The organism is Streptomyces sp. NPDC001770 (genome assembly GCF_053596135.1).
Map to the genome: position 1 here is coordinate 72,853 of NZ_JBSFFN010000021.1, position 16,848 is coordinate 89,700.

The following is a 16,848-nucleotide window of genomic DNA, read 5'->3' on the forward strand; positions in this document are numbered from 1 at the left end:
GGGGCAGCGACGTCATTGTCCGGGACGGAGGGACGGCGGACGAGCCCAACGGACGGAGCGGTCCGGTCGATCGGGTGACTCGGTGGCGGGGCACCACATGAGTGATCGCCGCCCGGGCTAGGCATGCCCACATGAGACTTGATCCCCCACAGACGAACCGTGTCTCCTCGCGTACCCGCACCCTCCGCGCGGCCGGCGCCGTCGTGTGCGCCGTCCTCGCCTCGGCGATGGTCACGGGCTGCGGATCGGACGGTGACTCCGTGTCGGCATCGGCGACTTCGGAGGCCGCGAAGGTCGTACCGCACCAGGCGACCACCACTCCGGCTTCTCCCAGCCCGTCCGCGACCAAGCTGACGCAGGAGCAGCAGAAGCGCAAGGAGGTGCTCGACGCCACGAAGATCACCTTCGACAAGGCGGCCAAGACCGCGGTGGACGCGGTCTCCGGCAGCAAGCTGGTCGACCTGGAGCTCGGTGGACTCGACGACGACGAGGACGCCAGCCCGAGCCCGACCGGGAGCCCGAGCCCGACGAGCAGCCCGAGCCCGACCGGCAGCCCCAGCCCCACGGGCAGCGCCAGCCCCAGCGCAAGCCCCGCCGACCCCGAGTGGGTCGCGGAGGTGGCGGAGAAGGACGGTACGGCGCACACCGTCCGGATCGACGCGGTCACCGGCAAGGTCCTCGACACCACCGAGGACGACAACCAGTCCGCCGACGACAAGAGCAGGCTGGCCGGGATGATCGGCAAGGCCACCCAGACACCGCAGCAGGCCGCGAAGGTGGCCACCGACAAGCAGAAGGGCTGGGTGACCTCGCTCGGGCTGGAGGAGAACGACGACGACGTACTCGTCTGGCAGGTCGACGTCGTCGACTCCGACTGGAACCAGACCGACTTCGAGATCGACGCCGCCAAGGGAACGATCGTCGGTGAAGTGACCGAGGAGACCGAAGAGAACTGACTCCCCGACCGTTACCTCCGATTCGGTGGTGCGCCGCCCGAGCGCACCACCGAATCGCTGTTTCTCCGCACGGTCCACGACCGTGCGACGCCCGAGGTCGTCGAGCGGGTCAGGCCTGACGCCGCTCGGGGCGCAACGCGTGGGCCAAGCCGTGCTCCGCGGTGTCCTTGAGCGCCCGGTCGTAAGCCGTCTCGTACGCCGAATGACCCGCGGCCTCGCGCGCGAGGCGCTCCCAACGGTCGCGGATCGCGCCCAGCTCCGGAGTGCCGCGGTGCGGGTGACCGACCATCCGCCAGAACGTCTGCCCCGTCCCCAGGGTGCGCGCCGCGGCCACGCCGTCGCCCTGGGCGGCGATGGCACCGGCGAGCAGGTCCAGGGCGAGAGCGATCCCGAGGCTGTCCTGGAGCTGGTGCTTGCTGGTGAGCATGGCGCGGGCATGGACCTCCGCGTCCCGCGGTCGGCCGTGCATCATGTGTATGAGCGCCAGTTGGTGGTCCGCGTAGCCGCGCGCCCAGCGGTCCCCGTACTCCAGACTGATCCGCTGGAGCCCGACGGCGTCCCCGTACGCCTCCTCCAGCCGGCCCTGGGCCGTCAGCGCGAACAGGCGTATCACCCGGCAGCGCAGGACGGACGGCGCGACGGCGGGTTCCACCGGCAGTTCGCGCAACGCGCCGTCGCTCACCGCCAGCGCCGCCTGCGGCCGGCCCGCCATGAGGTGGTTGAAGCTCACCGTGTGAGCGGCGGAGAGGATCGATTCGGCATCCGCGTCCTCCCGTGCGCTGCGGGCGCACTCCTCGCCGACCTCCGACGCCGCCCCGTGGTCCCCCTGGAGGGTGAGCGTGACACCGAGGGCCCACAGGGCCCGGGTACGGTCCCTGCCACCGCCCGGGTGCAGGGCGAGGACCCGTTCCAGATAGGAGCGCGCCTGGTGGAGATGGCCGCAGCAGCTCCAGAACAGCCCGGCCTGCCCCGCCATGCGCAGGGCCAGCGCGGGGGAGGCCACCAGGAGGTGGTCCAGAGCGGCCGACAGATCCGTGTGGCTCTCGTCCATGCGCCGGTAGTGCGCGAGCTGGCGGGGGCCCAGCCACCCCCGGTGCGACTCGTCCGTGACCTCGGCGAAGTGCGCGGCGTGCCGGTCGGCGAGCACCCCGTCCTCCGCGAGTTCCCGCAGCCACATGGCACCGTACTCGCGCAGCGTGTCGAGCATGCGGTAGCCGGCGCCGTCCCGCTGCAGCACCGACTGCGCCGCGAGCCGCTCCAGACCGCGCGCCACCTCGTCCGGCGTGAGCGGCCCCCCGGAGCAGACCGCCTGCGCGTCCGCCGGCCGGATCCCTCCGTGGAAGACGGAGAGCCGGGCCCACAGCAGCCGTTCGAGTGGCGCGCACAGTTCGTGGCTCCAGCCGATCGTGGTCCGCAGCGCCCGGTGCCGCCGGGGCCAGGTCGTGTCGTCCACGAGCGTGTCGAGCCGGGAGGCGAGCAGGTCGAGGAGCTCCTCCACCTCCGACTCCCGCAACCGGGCACAGGCGAGCTCGACGGCGAGCGGAATGCCGTCCAGCCGTCGGCAGATCTCTCCCACGGCCGCCGCCGCCCGCGGCGCGTCGAGCCGCCGGGCCGGGGCGGTGAGCGCGGCCCGCTCACGGAAGAGGCGCTGGGCGTCACCCCCGGGGGCCAGCGGCGGCACGTCCACGGCGTACTCTCCCGCCACGTCCAGCGGCTCCCGGCTGGTCGCGAGCACGGTGAGCCCCGGCGCCGCCGCGAGCAGCCGCTCCACCAGATCCCGGCAGGCCGTCAGGACCCGCTCGCAGCAGTCCAGGACGAGCAGCAGCCGCTGATCCGCCAGCCATTCGCTCAGCGCCTCCACCGGACGGCGCCGGCTGTGGTCCAGCAGACCGACCGCGTCGCAGACGGCGGTCGTCAGCGACACGTCACCGTGCAGGTGCGAGAGATCGGCCCAGCAGACCCCACCGGCGAAACGACCCGCTATTCGGTCCGCGACATGGAGCGCGAGCCGGCTCTTCCCTATGCCGCCGGGGCCCGTGAGGGTGACCAGCCGGTGTTCGTCCAGTGCCCGCTCGGTCCGGGCCAGCTCACCGCTTCTGCCGATGAAACTGGTCGTGACGGCGGGTGGGTTGCCCATCACGGGGCCATCCTGCCTCTCCCCGGGGCGCGCCTCCTCCCCTTGTGCGGAAGCAATCAAAAACGGCCGACATGTGATGCTCGGGTAGCCAGGAATTGGCGTGAATATCCGTGGCGCCGGCGGGCCGGAGGACCCTCGCGCGGAGCCGGTACGGCACGGGGTCCCGGGTCGTACACGTCCCGTACGCCCGGTCGCGCCTGCCGGAGGCTGCGTGCGCTCCGGCTCAGGGCCGCAGCACCAGCTTTCCCACGGTGCGGCGCGCGAGCAGTTCCTCGTGCGCGCGCCGGGCCTCGGCCAGCGGATGGACGCCACCGGTGAGGGGGGTCAGCCGGCCCCGCAGCGTCAGGTCGAGAAGCTCGCCGAGCGCCGTCGAGAAGGCGCCCGGACGGGAGAGCGACCTGCCCAGCTGGAATCCGGTGACCGACGCGTTCAGCATCAGGAGCCGGCCCGTGTCCAGTGGCGCCGGCGCGGACCGGGAGGCGTTGCCGTAGGTGACGATCCTGCCGTGTTCGGCGAGCGAGGCCAGCCCCTGGTCGAAGAGCGTGCCCCCGGAGGCGTCCAGCACGATGTCCGCCTTCCCGGCGAGCGGGTACTCCACCGCCTCGTCCGCACCCGCCTTCAGGGCGGCGGCACGCTTCTCGGGCGTCGAGGCCACCGCCACCACACGGCCGGCGCCGAACTCCCGGGCCAGCTGCACCGCCAGATTGCCCACGCCGCCTGCGGCCGCGTGCACGACCACGCTCTCCCCCGGCACCAGCCGGGCTGCCGACTTCAGCAGGTGCCAGGCGGTGAGACCCTGTGTCAGCAGGGCCAGCGCCTGCCCTGCGTCGAGTTCCTCGGGAAGACCGACCATGGTGGCCGGATCCGCACTCACCCGCTCCGCGTACCCGGACCGCACCCTCGCCAGGACGCGCCGGCCGTCCTCGGTGCGTCCGACGACCTCCGTACCGGGAACGAACGGGTGGCCGCCCGGGGTCGGGTACGTACCGTCGGTGACCATGGTGTCCACGAAGTTCACGCCGGCCGCCTCGACGTCGAGCAGCGACCGTCCCTCCGCGGCGACGGGGTCGGGCACCTCCGCGTACTCCAGCACCTCGGGGCCACCGGATCTGCGGACTTGGATCGCGTGCATGCGTGTCACCGTTTCGACGGGGGAACAGAAGCGTCCACCTGCCCGGTCAGCGCCGGGAACGAGGCACCGGGCACGTTATCGAACGTCACCGAGAGGTCCCAGCTGGGCCGCCCCAGGACGTCGAACACATGGTGGGCCCGGTCCGGATCGGTGGAGAGCACCCGCAGCACTCCCGGTACGGCTATGCCGGGCAGGACCAGCCGGTAGAGGTCGGAGGCGAGGAGGAGCAGGCTGTCCGGCCTGTCCACGGTGGTGGAGACGAGCTGTAATCCGGTGAACGCGCCCACCAGCACGTTCGCGGTCTCCAGCGGGTCGATGTGCTCGAACACCTCGCCCTGGGAGCGTCCTTCGGTCAGCAGCGCCGCGATGACGTCCCGCCACTGCGGCCACGGTCCGCCGAAGAACGGCCGCGCGTTCTGGTCGGCGGCCAGCCGTGCCGCCCCCTGGAGTAACGGCTCCCGGGGCAGCCGGTACGCGAGGAGCAGGCCCAGGTCCACGATGGCCTGCATCTTCACCGGGTTGTCCGGCTTGATGATCACGGCGTGCTGGAGCACCGCGTGCGCCAGCGCCTCCTTGCCGGAGAAGTGGAAGTACAGGGCTCCCTTGGTGACCCCGGCCAGGGACATGATCTCGCTGATGGTGGACGCCTCGTACCCGTTCGAAGCGAACACCACGGCCGCGGCCTCCAGTACGGTGTAGCGCGTTCTGATGGCCCGCTCCTGCTGCGCCATGTCCGACTCCTTCGGTCCGTCCGCCCGGTCCCCCCTGCCGCGCGCGGCGCGTCTCAGGAGGAGGGCGGGCGCGAAACAGGCGCGCCGGTATGTTACCCCTGCTCGCGGGCCCTGACTCCCGTGACGGGTACGGCATGTGACGGACCGGAACCCCCCGGTCGGAGGCCGGTCCGGTGTTCGCCGCCGTGGGTCCGCGCACCCCTTTCCACCGGCCGTCCCGCCTCTGCGATCACCCGTCCGACGGCTGCCTGTACGGTTCAGGAACCGGCGGACCGGCCGCCGGACGAACGGAGCTGGGCACGCATGGGATCCCTCAAGGGCAGGACGGCGCTGGTGACCGGGGCGAGCCGCGGCATCGGACGCGGGATCGCCGGGCGCCTCGCCGCGGACGGCGCACTCGTCGCCGTCCACTACGCGAGCAACGAGGAGGCCGCCGCGCGGACCGTCGCCGGCATCCGCGCCGACGGCGGGCGCTGCTTCCTGGTACGGGCCGAGCTCGGCGCCGACGGAGATGTCCGGACCCTGTTCGACGCCTTCGACGCCGGCGCCCGCGAGCAGGGGGCGGGACCGGGGCTCGACATCCTGGTCAACAACGCCGCCGTCAGCATCTCCGCGCGCATCGAGGATCTGCGGGCCGAGGACTTCGACCGGCTGATCGCGGTCAACACCCGGGCCCCGCTCTTCGTCATCCAGGAGGCCCTGAAACGGATGGGGGAGGGCGGCCGCATCGTCAACATCTCCTCCGCCGCCAGCAGGAAGGCGCTGCCGCGCACCCTCGCGTACTCGATGAGCAAGGGCGCGGTCGACTCCCTGACCCGCACCCTGGCGGAGGAACTGGGCCCCCGCGGCATCACGGTGAACGCCGTGGCACCGGGTTTCGTCGAGACGGAGATGAACGCCTCCCGGCGCGCCACCGAGGAGGCGCGCAGGGCCATCGCCGCGCTCTCCGCCTTCGACCGGATCGGCCGCCCCGACGACGTCGCCGACATCGTCGCGTTCCTGGCGTCCCACGACTCCCGGTGGATCACCGGGCAGTACATCGACGCCACCGGCGGCAGCACGCTCTGACGGCCCGGGCCGCGTCGGCCGTTCCCGTCGCTCGTCCGACGCCCGTGGCCGGACACGGTCTCGACGCCGAGTGCCCTTCCCCTCTCCGGGCCGCGGACGAACCGGCCGGAGAGGTGAAGGGCACCGTGGAGGTGTCGGAGGGACCGCTCAGACACGCGCCAGACGCAACTCCACACCGCCTGCGCGAATCCCCTCGGCCGCGGCCTCGGCCAGCGCGTCGTCCGTGACGACGGTGTCGAACGCGCCGAGCGGGGCCACCCGGAACTTGCCGAAGGTGCCGAACTTCGAGGAGCCCGCGACGAGCACGGAACTCCCCGTGCACTCCATCGCGGCCTGCTTGACCTCCACCTTGGCGGCCGACGGTGTGGTCACCCCGCGCAGCAGGTCCCAGGAGCTGGTGCTGATGAAGGCGATGTCCAGGGCGAGCTGCCGCAGCGTGGTGGCGGCCAGGCGGCCGACGCTCGACCGGTTCGACGGGTCCACCTGTCCGCCGATGTGTATGACGTCGAGGTGGGTGAAGGACATCAGCCGGTCCACGGTCGTGAAGTCGTTGGTGACGACCGTCAGCGACTCGTGACGCGCCAGCAGCGGAACCATCGCCAGCAGGGTCGTGCCGGCGTCCAGGTAGACCGTCATGCCCTCCCGTACGAGCTCCGCCGCGTTCGCCGCCATGGCCTTCTTCTCCGGCTGTTCCACGAGCGACTTCGCCTGGAAGCTGGGCTCGCTCTGGAGATGGCTGGCGATCCGGACACCGCCGGGCACGGAGAACACGAGGCCCTGCCGCTCCAGTTCGGCGATGTCGCGGCGGACCGTCATGTGCGAGACCCCGAAGATCTGCGTGATCTGCTGCACGCTGAGCACTCCGTCACGGCGCAAGTGCTTCACCAGCAGTTCGCGCCGCTGATCGGGGATCAGGGGCAGGGGCTCTTCGTCGGCCATCTACGGGATACCTTTCTTCGCACGACCACCACCGGTCGCTGCTCGATTGTGCCGTTCCTCGTGCTGCGGGCCCAAAAGGGCTCGGCGTTCAGGAACCGACGAACGTGCTGAGCAGCAGGACTCCGCCGAGGCTGAGCAGCGACTGCAGCGACAGCATGAGCGTCCAGGTACGGAACGTCTGCGCCACCGACAGCTGGTAGTACTCCTTGAAGAGCCAGAAGCCGGAGTCGTTGACGTGCGAGAGCATCACCGCGCCGGAGGCCGTCGCAAGGACCAGCAGTTCCGGCGAGAGGCCGGGGTACGCGCCGATGAGAGGTGCCACGATCCCGGTGGCCGCGGCGGTGGCGACCGTCGCCGATCCCAGGCAGATCCGCAGCAGGGCCGCGACCAGCCAGGCGAGCAGCAGCGGCGGGATCGACCAGTGGACGGCGTAGTCCGAGATCAGCTTGTCGATGCCGGTCGCGGTGAGCATCGCCTTGAGGCCGCCCCCGGCGCCGAGGATCAGCACGATCCCGCCGACCGGGCCGAGGCCCTTGCCCGCCATCTTCTGGAGCTGGCCGAGACCGAAGCCGGAGCGCAGGCCCAGGGCGAAGAACGCGAAGACCACGGCGGCGAGCAGCGAGATCACCGAGGAGTCGCACGCTTCGAAGAACGCGTACGGAACGGAGCCTTCGGCCGTGTTGGAGGTGCCCACGGTGCCGATCAGCATGAGCACCGGCGGCAGCAGCACGGTGATCAGCGCCAGTGTGAAGGACGCGGGGCGACGCTGGTTCTCGGGCGCGGGGCCCGGCTCGGGGACCGGCCCGTTGTCCAGGTCGGGCGCGGGGCCGAACCACCGGGAGGCGAACCTGGTGAGCAGCGGTCCGCTGATCACGGCGATCGGGATGCCGATGATCAGGCCGTACATGATGGTGAGGCCGGTGTTCGCGCCGTACGCGGAGACCGCCAGCGTGGGGGAGGGGTGCGGGGGCAGCAGCCCGTGCGAGATGTACAGCCCCGCCGCCATCGGAAGCCCTACGTACAGCAGGTGCGTCCCGGTGCGCTTGGCCACCGCGTAGACGAGCGGCACCAGCATCACGAAGCTGACGTCGAACAGGTGGGGCATGCCGATCAGGAGCGCCGCGGCGGTGATCGCCGTGGGAATCCACTTCACCGGACGGGCGCCGATGAAGACGGTGGCTATGCGGTCGGCGCCGCCCGAGCCCAGCAGGATGCCGCCGAGGATGGTGCCCAGGCCGATGGTGGGGCCGGTGCTCTTCAGCGCGTCGCCGAAGCCGTCCTGGAAGTGCGCGACGGTGTCGCCGGGACCGATGCCCGCCGCGAGCCCGAGGCCGAGTGCGGACAGGGCGAGTGCCAGGAACGGGTGGAGCTTGGCCTTCGTGATCAGAAGGATGAGTACGACGACGGCGGCGATGCCCAGCAGAAGGTGCTGGAGATCGGTGCTCATCAACGGCTCGCGGGGGCGGGGGAGGAGCCGGTGGCGCGGGAGGCGCGTCCGGCGGTCCAGGCGTGCAGCAGGCCGGCGTCCGCGTCGGCGAGATCCGCGAGCGTGATGAGCTCACCGGCACCGACGTCACGGCTCAGGGTGGCGTGGGCCGCCAGGTAGAGCGGGGCGGTGTCCGCGGGGGTGTCCTCGTCGCGCAGCAGTACGGCCCGCACGCCGGTGACGTCGTGGTGGTGGCCGCCCATTTCCAGCACGGTGCCGGCCGGCAGGTCGTGCCGGGCGCGCCCGGCGAGTACGGCGTGTCCGCGCGGGTCGGTGCCGCCCGAGGGCCGGCCGTGCAGCACCGCGGAGAGCAGCGAGACGGGGGTCTCGACCCCCATGAGGTGGTACGGGAGGTAGATCGCGGCGTACCGGCCGTCGCGGCTGACGACGTGCCCCTTGCCCCGCAGCGTCTCCCAGGTCACCGGGTCGCCGGTCCGTACGACGACGAACACGCCGCCCGCGAACGACGCCTCGTCCGGCAGTCGCAGCGCGCTGAAGACGTCGACGGCGCCGGGGCGGCGCAGCACACCGCCGTCCTCGCGCAGGGCGTAGACGTCGGCGAGTTCGGCGATCCGGGCGACCGGGTAGTGGAGTCGCTCGGTGTCGGGCCGGAAGCCGGTGTTGGTGGCGACGACGGCCATCTCGCAGTAGTCGGCGGTGGCGCCGACCGGCAGCGCGGACACCGCTGCGGCGCGTGCGGCCAGAGTGGAACGCGGGTCGTCGCCGAGGGAGAGCAGTCCGGCCAGCTCCGGTGCGGGGACGGTGGTGTCGAGCTGGGTGACCGTACCGGCGTCCGGGTCGAGGACGAGGTCGTACTCACTGGACTTGCCGATGGCCACGATGTCGAGGCCCAGCAGCTCGGCCCAGGTCACCAGCGCGATGAGGTTGGCAGGCTGGTCGCCGTCGGCCGTGGTGTAGACGACGCCGTTGTTCCGGGCGAGGTCGGCGAGGTGCAGACCCGCGACGGAGTCGACCTCCTTGCTCACCATGGCGACGTGACGCCCGGCGGTCAGCGCGGCGCGCGCCATGGCGAAGCCGTCGGCGGGGCTGCCGGTCGCCTCCACCAGGATGTCCCAGGCACCGGCCGGCAGCAGGGAGCCCTCGCGCACCAGGGCGATCCGGCCTTCTTCGCCGGCCCGGGCAACCTCGCCCGCGTCCGCACAGACGCAGAGGGCGTCCGGGGCGTACCCGAGTTCGAGAAGCATCTCCGCCAGGCGCTCCACGTCCCGGTCGCACAGGACGGAAGGCGCCAGCCGGTCGATCCGCAGGGTCTGGGCGAGCAGGGTCCGGGCGAAGCCGCCGCCGGCTCCGGACAGCGCGTACCGCACGGTCCGGTCGCCGGTGCCGGCGAAAAGGTGGTGCACGTTCATGGGTGGCTCTCCTAGACGGGCGCAGGACGCGGTGAAACGGCTCCGCACGGGGGCGGTCTCGGTCTGCGACGCGAGGGCACCGGGGAGCTTGTTAACAAGATGTATCAGCAGATCCCGTATGCGTAAAGTCTGTTAACATAATTTCACACGCCGGACCATGGATCACCCTCCCGGCACCGCACCCAACGCAAGGGGGTCCGTCCGATGCCGACGCTCGGGGCCATCGCCGACGACTTCACCGGAGCAACCGATCTCGCCACCATGCTCGTCGCGCGCGGCTACCGGACGGTGGTGACCGTCGGACCCGACGGCATCACGGACAGCCGGAGCGGAGCCGCGGTCCGCGACGCGGATGCGCTGGTCGTCGCTCTCAAATCACGTACCGCTCCCGTCGGCGAGGCGGTCGCCGACTCCCTCGCGTCCCTCCGCGCGCTGCGCGACGCGGGCTGCCGGCGGTTCTACTTCAAGTACTGCTCGACCTTCGACTCCACCCCGCACGGCAACATCGGCCCGGTCGCCGACGCGCTCCTGGCCGAACTCGGTGAGCGGCGCAGCGTCGTCGTCCCCTCCTTCCCCGCCACCGGACGCACGGTCCGGGACGCGCTGCTCTCCGTCCACGGCGCGCTGCTGGAGGACAGCCCGATGCGCCACCATCCGCTCACCCCGATGCGGGACTCGCACGTCGGGCGGCTCCTCGCCCCGCAGACCGGCCACCCGGTACGGCTCGTCGGTCTCGACACCGTGCGGGCCGGCGCCACCGCCCTGAAGGCGGCGCTGGACGATCCGGGTTCCGCCGACGCGCTCGTCGTCGTCGACGCGGTCACCGACGATGATCTGCGCACCGTCTCCGCAGCGGCGGAGGACCTCACCCTGGTCACCGGTGCCGCCGGGCTGGCCCTGGGCCTCACCGGCCCGCGCCCGGACGCCGACGCCGCACGCGCCACACCCGCCTCCGTGCCCGGCGCCCCCGGCATCGTCCTGTCCGGCAGCGCCTCCTCCGCCACCCGCGCCCAGGTCGCCCACGCGCGGACCCGCCTCCCGCACCGCAAGCTCGACCTCGCCGGACTGCGGGCGGACTTCACCGGCACCGTCGACACCCTCGTCGCCTTCGCACGGGCCTGCTGGCAGGACGACCCGCGGCAGCCACCGCTCATCTACGCGGTCGACGACCTGAGAGACCTCCAGCAGCCCGCGCCTCCCGGTGCCGAACCCGCCGCCGAGCTCGTCGAACGCACTCTCGCGGCCTGCGCCGCCCGGCTCGTCGACGCCGGGGCCCGCCGGCTCCTGGTCGCCGGCGGGGAGACCTCCGGCGCCGTGGTCACCGCCCTCGGCGTACGCACCCTGAGCATCGGAGCGCCGATCGCCCCGGGCGTCGCCTGGGCCCGGGCCGAAGGCCGGGTCCACGAACGCGACCACACCGTCGATCTCGCCCTCAAGTCCGGCAACTTCGGCGACACGACCATCTTCACCGAAGCATGGAGCGCCCTGGTATGAGTAACCCCCGAGCCGACCTCGCGGCCGCCGGAGCACACCTCGCGGCCCTCGGCCTCAGCCCCGGCTCCTCCGGCAACCTCAGCGTCCGCGACGGTGAGCACATCCTCATCACCCCGACCGGCGCCGACCTTGCCCGTATCGACCCCGGAGCGCTGAGCGTCCTCGACCCCGACGGACAGCACGTCGGCGGTCCCCGCCCCTCCAAGGAATTCCCGCTCCACACGGCCTTCTACCGCAGGAACCCCGAGACCGGCGCCGTGGTGCACCTGCACTCCCGCCACGCCACCGCGGTCTCCTGCCTCCCGCCCTGGTCGCCGCGGAGCGCCGTCCCCCCGCTGACGCCGTACTTCGTCATGCGGGTCGGCCAGACACCCCTCCTCCCGTACGCACCGCCGGGCGACGCCGCGCAGGCGGAGCATCTCGCCGGCCTCGGCTTCCCGCTGCGGGCGGCACTCCTGCAGAACCACGGGCCGGTGGTCGCGGGCACCGACATGGGGGCAGCGGTCGAGTCGGCGGTCGAACTGGAGGAGGTCTGCGCCCTCCTCCTGGCCCTGGGTGACCGGCCCGCCCGCCTCCTCGACCCCGAGGAATCGGCGCTGCTCGCCGCCAAGTACGCGTCACCCTGGGGCGCCGGCTCCCTGGCCTGAGACGGCATCGCCCCGGGCGGCGCGCGTGCCGGACTACCGCGGCCTCAGCGGGACGATCAGGCAAGTGCTGGTCGCGTGGGCGAGGAGGCGGTCCTCCTCGTCGAGGAGCTCCGCCTGCGCCAGGCAGGTGGTGCGGCCGTTCTTGAGGACCGTGCCCACCGCCCGTACGGTGCCGGTTTCCGCCGTGATCGTCCGGAGGAACTTCACGTTGAGGTCGAGGGAGGTGTACCCCACCCCGGCGGGCAGCACCGAGTGGACGGCGCAGCCGGCCGCCGAGTCGAGCAGCGTCGCGTACACACCGCCGTGGACGCTGCCGATCGGGTTGTAGTGCTCCTCGCCCGGTTCCATGGTGAACACCGCCCGCCCGGCATCCACTTCGGTGATCCGGAAGCCCATCATCCGGCTGATCGGCGGGCTGGGGAGACGGCCGGCCACGAGGTCGCGCAGCATCTCCAGCCCGGTCGCCGTGCCCACGGCACCGGCAGAGACCGAAGGGTCTTCCCAGTCGTACGTGCGTGTCCGGTCCATCCGCTGCGCTCCCGCCGTTCGTGTTCGTCCGAGGCTGCTCGTACCCGGCGGGCGTGCGGCGGCAGTTGCGGCACTTCGCCGCTTTGCCGGAGCGTCCGCATACATCCAGTGCGCGGACGCTCCTCCGCCCTGCGATGCGGCGCATCCGGCGCCGCGCACCTGTCCACCGCGGTCAGGGGGACAGCCCTTCGCCGCGATGCACCGTACCCGACGCCGCGTACCGGTCCGTCAGAACCACGGGACAGCCCCCGGCCCCACTCCGCATGATCCGCGCCAGGACGTCCCCGAGCAGCTGAATGGCGATCGCGATCACCGCCAGACCGACGCGCGCCGGCTCCCGGTGCGCTGGTTCGCGTCGTGGTCGTCCGTGTGAGGCCGGTCTGCCGCAGCGTAACGCTGCCCACCGGCCAGCGGCCCGCGAGGATGGCGGAGCCTGCCGCTGTGCCTGCCGGGTCCACCGTCATGGTCCACCTCCTCGAAGCCGGTCCTGTGCCGTGGCGAGCGCATCTGTCTGATCCGCTGCCGCTCGGCGATCACGGGGTGGCAGACGGAATATGCAATCCCCTTCCGGTGCCGGTGTGTTGACAGCTGCCGACTCTCTGGTGGTGGCGTGGTGCTTCTGATACGGATTGGATGATGGATCAAAACCATCGCTCAAATGGCCTGATGGAAAGCCCACTTCGCGAGTCGGTTTGGTGGACGTCCGGGCGCCTGAGCGGCTCAAGTCCGTTTCGCTGGGTTGTGGTTGCTCGCCATCCGGGTCACCAGTGTCGAAAGGGGCGGGAGCCCAGCTGGCGATGCCACCCCTTTGCGCGGGGCTGCGGGGGCGCCGGTCCGCTGCGCTCTCGCTCGCCGGCTCGGTGATTCGCTGCTGGATGGACGGATCACCGGAAGGGTCAGCCGTCCTGCGCCTCCTCGGCCGCCTGGTCGGCGGCTTCGTTGGCACGGTCGATCTCGGCCATGTGCTCCTCCGCCCAGGTCCGAAGCCCCGCAAGCGCGGCTTCCAGGGACAGCCCGAGTCCGGTGAGCCGGTAGAAGACCCTCGGTGGCACGGTCGGTTCGACCCGGCGCGCGACCAGCCCGTCGCGGGTCAGGCTTCGCAGCGTCACGGACAGCATCTTCTGCGAGACGCCGGGCATCCGGCGTCTCAGCTCCGCGAAACGCACCTCGTCCGGTGCGGCGTCGGCGAGCGTCCTGACGGCCATGGACGTCCACTTCGTACCGATGCGGTCCAGCAACTGCCGTGTCGGGCAGAGGGGATCGAACAGATCGCCGCGAACCCCGCGCCCGGCGGACCGGGCTCCTCGGGTGGTCACCTGCGGCTCACCACCTTCCCTGAAAGTGCCGTCTGGCAAGCGGTCGGACGGTTACCTATCGTTCTGTGGTCACCTATGGTAACCAGGCGGAGGAGCCGTCATGCCCGTCACCACCGCACCCCGGCTACGCCGCATCACGACCAACGGCGTCCAGCTCAATGTCGCAGTCGCCGGGGACGGGCCTGCGGTCCTCCTCCTGCACGGCTTCCCGCACACGTGGCGACTCTGGAGCGGCATCATGGGCCGAATGGCCGGGCATTACCGGGTCATCGCTCCTGACCTCCGCGGCCTCGGCGCCAGTGAACGTGCCATCGACGGGTACGACGCAGGCACACTCGCCGCCGACGCCGAAGGGCTGCTCGACGCACTCGGCGAGCCCTCGGCAGCGGTGGTCGGCATCGACGCGGGCACCGCCCCCGCCGTTCTGCTCGCGCTGCGCCGGCCCGGCCTCGTCCGGCGCCTGGTCGTGATGGAAGCACTGCTCGGCGGCCTGCCCGGAGCAGAGCGCGGCCTCGCGGGTGGCACCCCGTGGTGGTTCGGCTTCCACGCGGTCCCCGGCCTCGCCGAGACCGTCCTGGCCGGCAACGAGGCCCCGTACATCGACTGGTTCCTCGACTCGGGGACACTCGGGCGAGGAGTCCCCGACGACATCCGGGCGGCCTTCGTCCACGCATACACCGGGAGTGAAGCGCTGCGCTGTGCATTCTCCTACTACCGGGCCCTGCCCACCGGCGCACAGCAGATCCAGGACGCCGTCGCGACGACCCGGCTGACCATGCCCACCCTGGCCATCGGCTCGCACCCGGTCGGCACCGGGCTCGAAGACCAACTCCGTCCCATCGCCGACGACCTGACCGGACACCATCTCCAGGACTGCGGCCACATCATCCCCCTCGACCGGACCGACGCGCTGTTCGCGCTCCTCGCACCCTTCCTCTCCGTTGATCTGCCGAAGTGACCGGAGCGGGGCCGGAACATCACGGTCGGCGCTTCGGGCGCGCGCTTCGAGGGCCGGCTCCGGGCAGCTCCAGCGGGAAAGCGGCACGCCGGCTTCCGGGGGCGACTGGCACAGGTGCCTCCCGACCGGTGGGTGCGGTACCACGCAACGGCTCCACACCTCGGTGCAGCGCGCTGCAAGGGAGCGGTTCATGCCCTGGTGCTTGCGACACCGACAGCGCGGGCGCGGACCACGAACGGCCGGGAGACGACGGTGAGGGCGAGGGAGACCGCGGCTGTCGTGGTGATCGCGGTGCCCGGAGCGACGTGCTGGGCGACCCCGCCGGCGATCACGGCGCCGATGCCCTGCCACGTCATCCGGCCTGCGGACTCCACACCCTGGATCTGGCCGCGAACAGCATCGGGGGTCAGCGCGAGAAGCTGCTCCTGCAGGGGCAGGGTGGCGGCGAACCCCACGCCGGCAATGAACACCGCGGCTGTCGCTACCGGCAGGGGTGGGTGGATCGCGAACAACAGGTAAGGGGCTGCGAGCAGCAGCCGGAGGGCAAACGCATGGCGGCGTCGCTGGTCTGCGGTGAGCAGTCGCCCGACGGTCAGGTCTCCCAGGAGCATGCCTGCCGATCCGGCGGCCAGGAGAGCTCCGGCGTGGTGGATGTCGTAGGAGATGAACAGAGCCTCGCAGCCGACGATCAGGCCGTTGGGAACCCACAGGTTCAGCAGCAGTGCCCGCCGGCCGGAGTGGGAGAAGAGCGCGACGTTCGTGGTCCAGGTCTGACGCAGTCCGGGGCGACGGGTCGGACGGATTGAGTGTTCCCGGACGGTCGCGGCCACCACGATCAACCCGATCCCTGTCAGGGCCGAGGCGACGACGAAGATCGCTTGCGGGCCCAGATACCGAAACAGCACGGCGCCGACGGCATGGCCGAGGATCGCCATGCCACCCGAGGTGATGTTCATCAGCGAGCGCGACAACGCGTATCCGGAGGCCGGTACAACCTCGGCGAGCAGCCCCATTCGAGTGCCGGTTCCCAGGGACTGGAAGAATCCCGGCACCAGCAGTAGAGCGAACCGGGCGGCCAGCGAAAGCCCCGGAATCGCCTGCGCGGCGACACCCGCGAGCGAGACGCAGTGGAGCGCGACGAGGGTCCGGCGAGGATGGCGTCCGTCCGCGACCGACATCAGCGTCAACGCACCGAACACGGTGGCGAATGTGGCGCCGTACATGCTCACGGCAGTCAGCAACGGGGAGCCGGTCAGCTGGTTGACCGAGGCGCCGAGCGCGAAGCCCGACACGGGGCTCGCGGCGGCCGTGAGCGTGAAGCCGGCGTACAGGCCGGCGAACTCGCGATTGCGGAGCAGGGCGCGGTAGCCGGCAGGGGCAGGCGTGACGGGTGTTGCGATGTCAGAAGGCATGAAAAAAGCCTCCGGAAGCGCGTATTGGGGCGCCGCCGAAAGCCAACCCGAGTATTTTAGCACTCTCCCAGAGCTGCCCTCGACCCGCCGGCTCACTTCGACCACGTCGCGGCCGCGGCCGCTCGACGAAGCGACGTGCATGGCCCCGACTGCTGAGTCGGCCCCCGAAGCCCTTCCGGAGCGGACCACTTGGCGGCCGGCTGGGAGCGTCATCAGCAAGTCGGACGGAGGTGGCAGATACGGGCTGCGGCAATACCGACGACGGCGAGGAGGCGTTCCGCCTTCGACGGCACCGAGTACGCCGCCCGCGAGGAGCAGACCGGCATGATCCGCCGCTCCATCGCCTGGCGCAACGGCGATGTCGACGATCAGTACCCAAGCGCCGTCACCCGACAGGGCGCACACTGCTTCATCCGGTCGTGGTACTGAACGAGATCCAGGTATCAGGTGCCGAGTCCGGCCGATTCGGCACCGGCCTGCGCTCCTCGGCCCAGGCGTCGCCGGTGATCTCTGTGGCTGGGTGTGAAATACACCAGCTGGTCGTCCCCGTGCGGAGCGAACATGCCGAGGAACTGGTGTTTCTGACGAGACGTCTCCTGATCCGCGGAGAGGCGCGCCCCGTCCCCCGCGAGGCACCTGTGGCCCCTTTGTCCCGCTGCCTAGGATGCCGTCCA

The 16,848-nt window shown here is 71.5% G+C and carries 14 protein-coding genes; 5 read left to right on the forward strand and 9 right to left on the reverse strand.

Annotation, left to right across the window (positions count from 1 at the left end; translation table 11 throughout):
• Positions 1-131 precede the first annotated feature (131 nt).
• Positions 132-956: a PepSY domain-containing protein gene (locus ACWCSV_RS20025; RefSeq protein ID WP_451143972.1), complete on the forward strand. Its 825-nt coding sequence runs from the start codon at positions 132-134 to the stop codon at positions 954-956.
• Between the two features lie 109 nt (positions 957-1,065).
• On the opposite strand, the gene ACWCSV_RS20030 is transcribed toward ACWCSV_RS20025, so the two are convergent.
• The 3 genes from ACWCSV_RS20030 to ACWCSV_RS20040 all read right to left on the reverse strand — a co-directional run bounded on the left by ACWCSV_RS20030 (position 1,066) and on the right by ACWCSV_RS20040 (position 4,956).
• Entirely contained in the window at positions 1,066-3,093 is a 2,028-nt protein-coding gene (locus ACWCSV_RS20030) for an ATP-binding protein (RefSeq protein ID WP_451143974.1), read from the reverse strand.
• Between the two features lie 223 nt (positions 3,094-3,316).
• Positions 3,317-4,225 carry a quinone oxidoreductase family protein gene (locus ACWCSV_RS20035; RefSeq protein ID WP_451143976.1) on the reverse strand — a complete coding sequence of 303 codons (909 nt, stop codon included), beginning with the start codon at positions 4,223-4,225 and terminating at the stop codon, positions 3,317-3,319.
• A gap of 5 nt (positions 4,226-4,230) precedes the next feature.
• Positions 4,231-4,956, reverse strand: coding sequence for a ScbR family autoregulator-binding transcription factor (locus ACWCSV_RS20040; protein ID WP_451143978.1), 726 nt, complete (start codon positions 4,954-4,956; stop codon positions 4,231-4,233).
• Between the two features lie 303 nt (positions 4,957-5,259).
• Between ACWCSV_RS20040 and ACWCSV_RS20045 the strand changes: the two genes are divergently transcribed.
• Complete coding sequence (locus ACWCSV_RS20045; protein ID WP_451143980.1) at positions 5,260-6,024, forward strand: SDR family oxidoreductase; 765 nt, start codon at positions 5,260-5,262, stop codon at positions 6,022-6,024.
• Between the two features lie 147 nt (positions 6,025-6,171).
• On the opposite strand, the gene ACWCSV_RS20050 is transcribed toward ACWCSV_RS20045, so the two are convergent.
• From ACWCSV_RS20050 to ACWCSV_RS20060, 3 genes are all read right to left on the reverse strand, one after another.
• Positions 6,172-6,963 carry a DeoR/GlpR family DNA-binding transcription regulator gene (locus ACWCSV_RS20050; RefSeq protein ID WP_451143982.1) on the reverse strand — a complete coding sequence of 264 codons (792 nt, stop codon included), beginning with the start codon at positions 6,961-6,963 and terminating at the stop codon, positions 6,172-6,174.
• A gap of 88 nt (positions 6,964-7,051) precedes the next feature.
• Positions 7,052-8,410, reverse strand: a complete 1,359-nt coding sequence (locus tag ACWCSV_RS20055; protein ID WP_451143984.1) for a GntT/GntP/DsdX family permease — start codon at positions 8,408-8,410, stop codon at positions 7,052-7,054.
• On the reverse strand, positions 8,410-9,819 hold the full coding sequence (locus tag ACWCSV_RS20060) for a homoserine dehydrogenase (protein WP_451143986.1): 1,410 nt from the start codon (positions 9,817-9,819) through the stop codon (positions 8,410-8,412). The genes ACWCSV_RS20055 and ACWCSV_RS20060 overlap by 1 nt, the downstream gene beginning before the upstream one ends.
• A 204-nt stretch (positions 9,820-10,023) precedes the next feature.
• Here ACWCSV_RS20060 and otnK point away from each other — a divergent pair, with 204 nt between their 5' ends.
• Together otnK and ACWCSV_RS20070 are read left to right on the forward strand one after the other, a co-directional pair.
• The gene (otnK, locus tag ACWCSV_RS20065; RefSeq protein WP_451143988.1) at positions 10,024-11,313 is read left to right on the forward strand and encodes a 3-oxo-tetronate kinase; all 1,290 of its coding nucleotides are present in this window, start codon (positions 10,024-10,026) and stop codon (positions 11,311-11,313) included.
• Positions 11,310-11,960, forward strand: coding sequence for a class II aldolase/adducin family protein (locus ACWCSV_RS20070; RefSeq protein WP_451143990.1), 651 nt, complete (start codon positions 11,310-11,312; stop codon positions 11,958-11,960). The genes otnK and ACWCSV_RS20070 overlap by 4 nt, the downstream gene beginning before the upstream one ends.
• 33 nt (positions 11,961-11,993) lie before the next feature.
• Here ACWCSV_RS20070 and ACWCSV_RS20075 read toward each other — a convergent pair whose 3' ends face one another.
• On the reverse strand, positions 11,994-12,488 hold the full coding sequence (locus ACWCSV_RS20075; protein WP_451143992.1) for a PaaI family thioesterase: 495 nt from the start codon (positions 12,486-12,488) through the stop codon (positions 11,994-11,996).
• 896 nt (positions 12,489-13,384) lie between these two features.
• Positions 13,385-13,804 carry a winged helix-turn-helix transcriptional regulator gene (locus ACWCSV_RS20080; RefSeq protein WP_451143994.1) on the reverse strand — a complete coding sequence of 140 codons (420 nt, stop codon included), beginning with the start codon at positions 13,802-13,804 and terminating at the stop codon, positions 13,385-13,387.
• 100 nt (positions 13,805-13,904) lie between these two features.
• On the opposite strand from ACWCSV_RS20080, the gene ACWCSV_RS20085 reads away from it, so the two are divergent.
• A complete protein-coding gene (locus ACWCSV_RS20085; protein ID WP_451143996.1) occupies positions 13,905-14,762 on the forward strand; it encodes an alpha/beta fold hydrolase in 858 nt (285 codons plus the stop codon).
• A 188-nt stretch (positions 14,763-14,950) separates the two neighbouring features.
• Here the strand turns inward: ACWCSV_RS20085 and ACWCSV_RS20090 are convergent, their stop codons facing one another.
• A complete protein-coding gene (locus tag ACWCSV_RS20090; protein WP_451144056.1) occupies positions 14,951-16,174 on the reverse strand; it encodes a hypothetical protein in 1,224 nt (407 codons plus the stop codon).
• Positions 16,175-16,848: the final 674 nt, after the last annotated feature.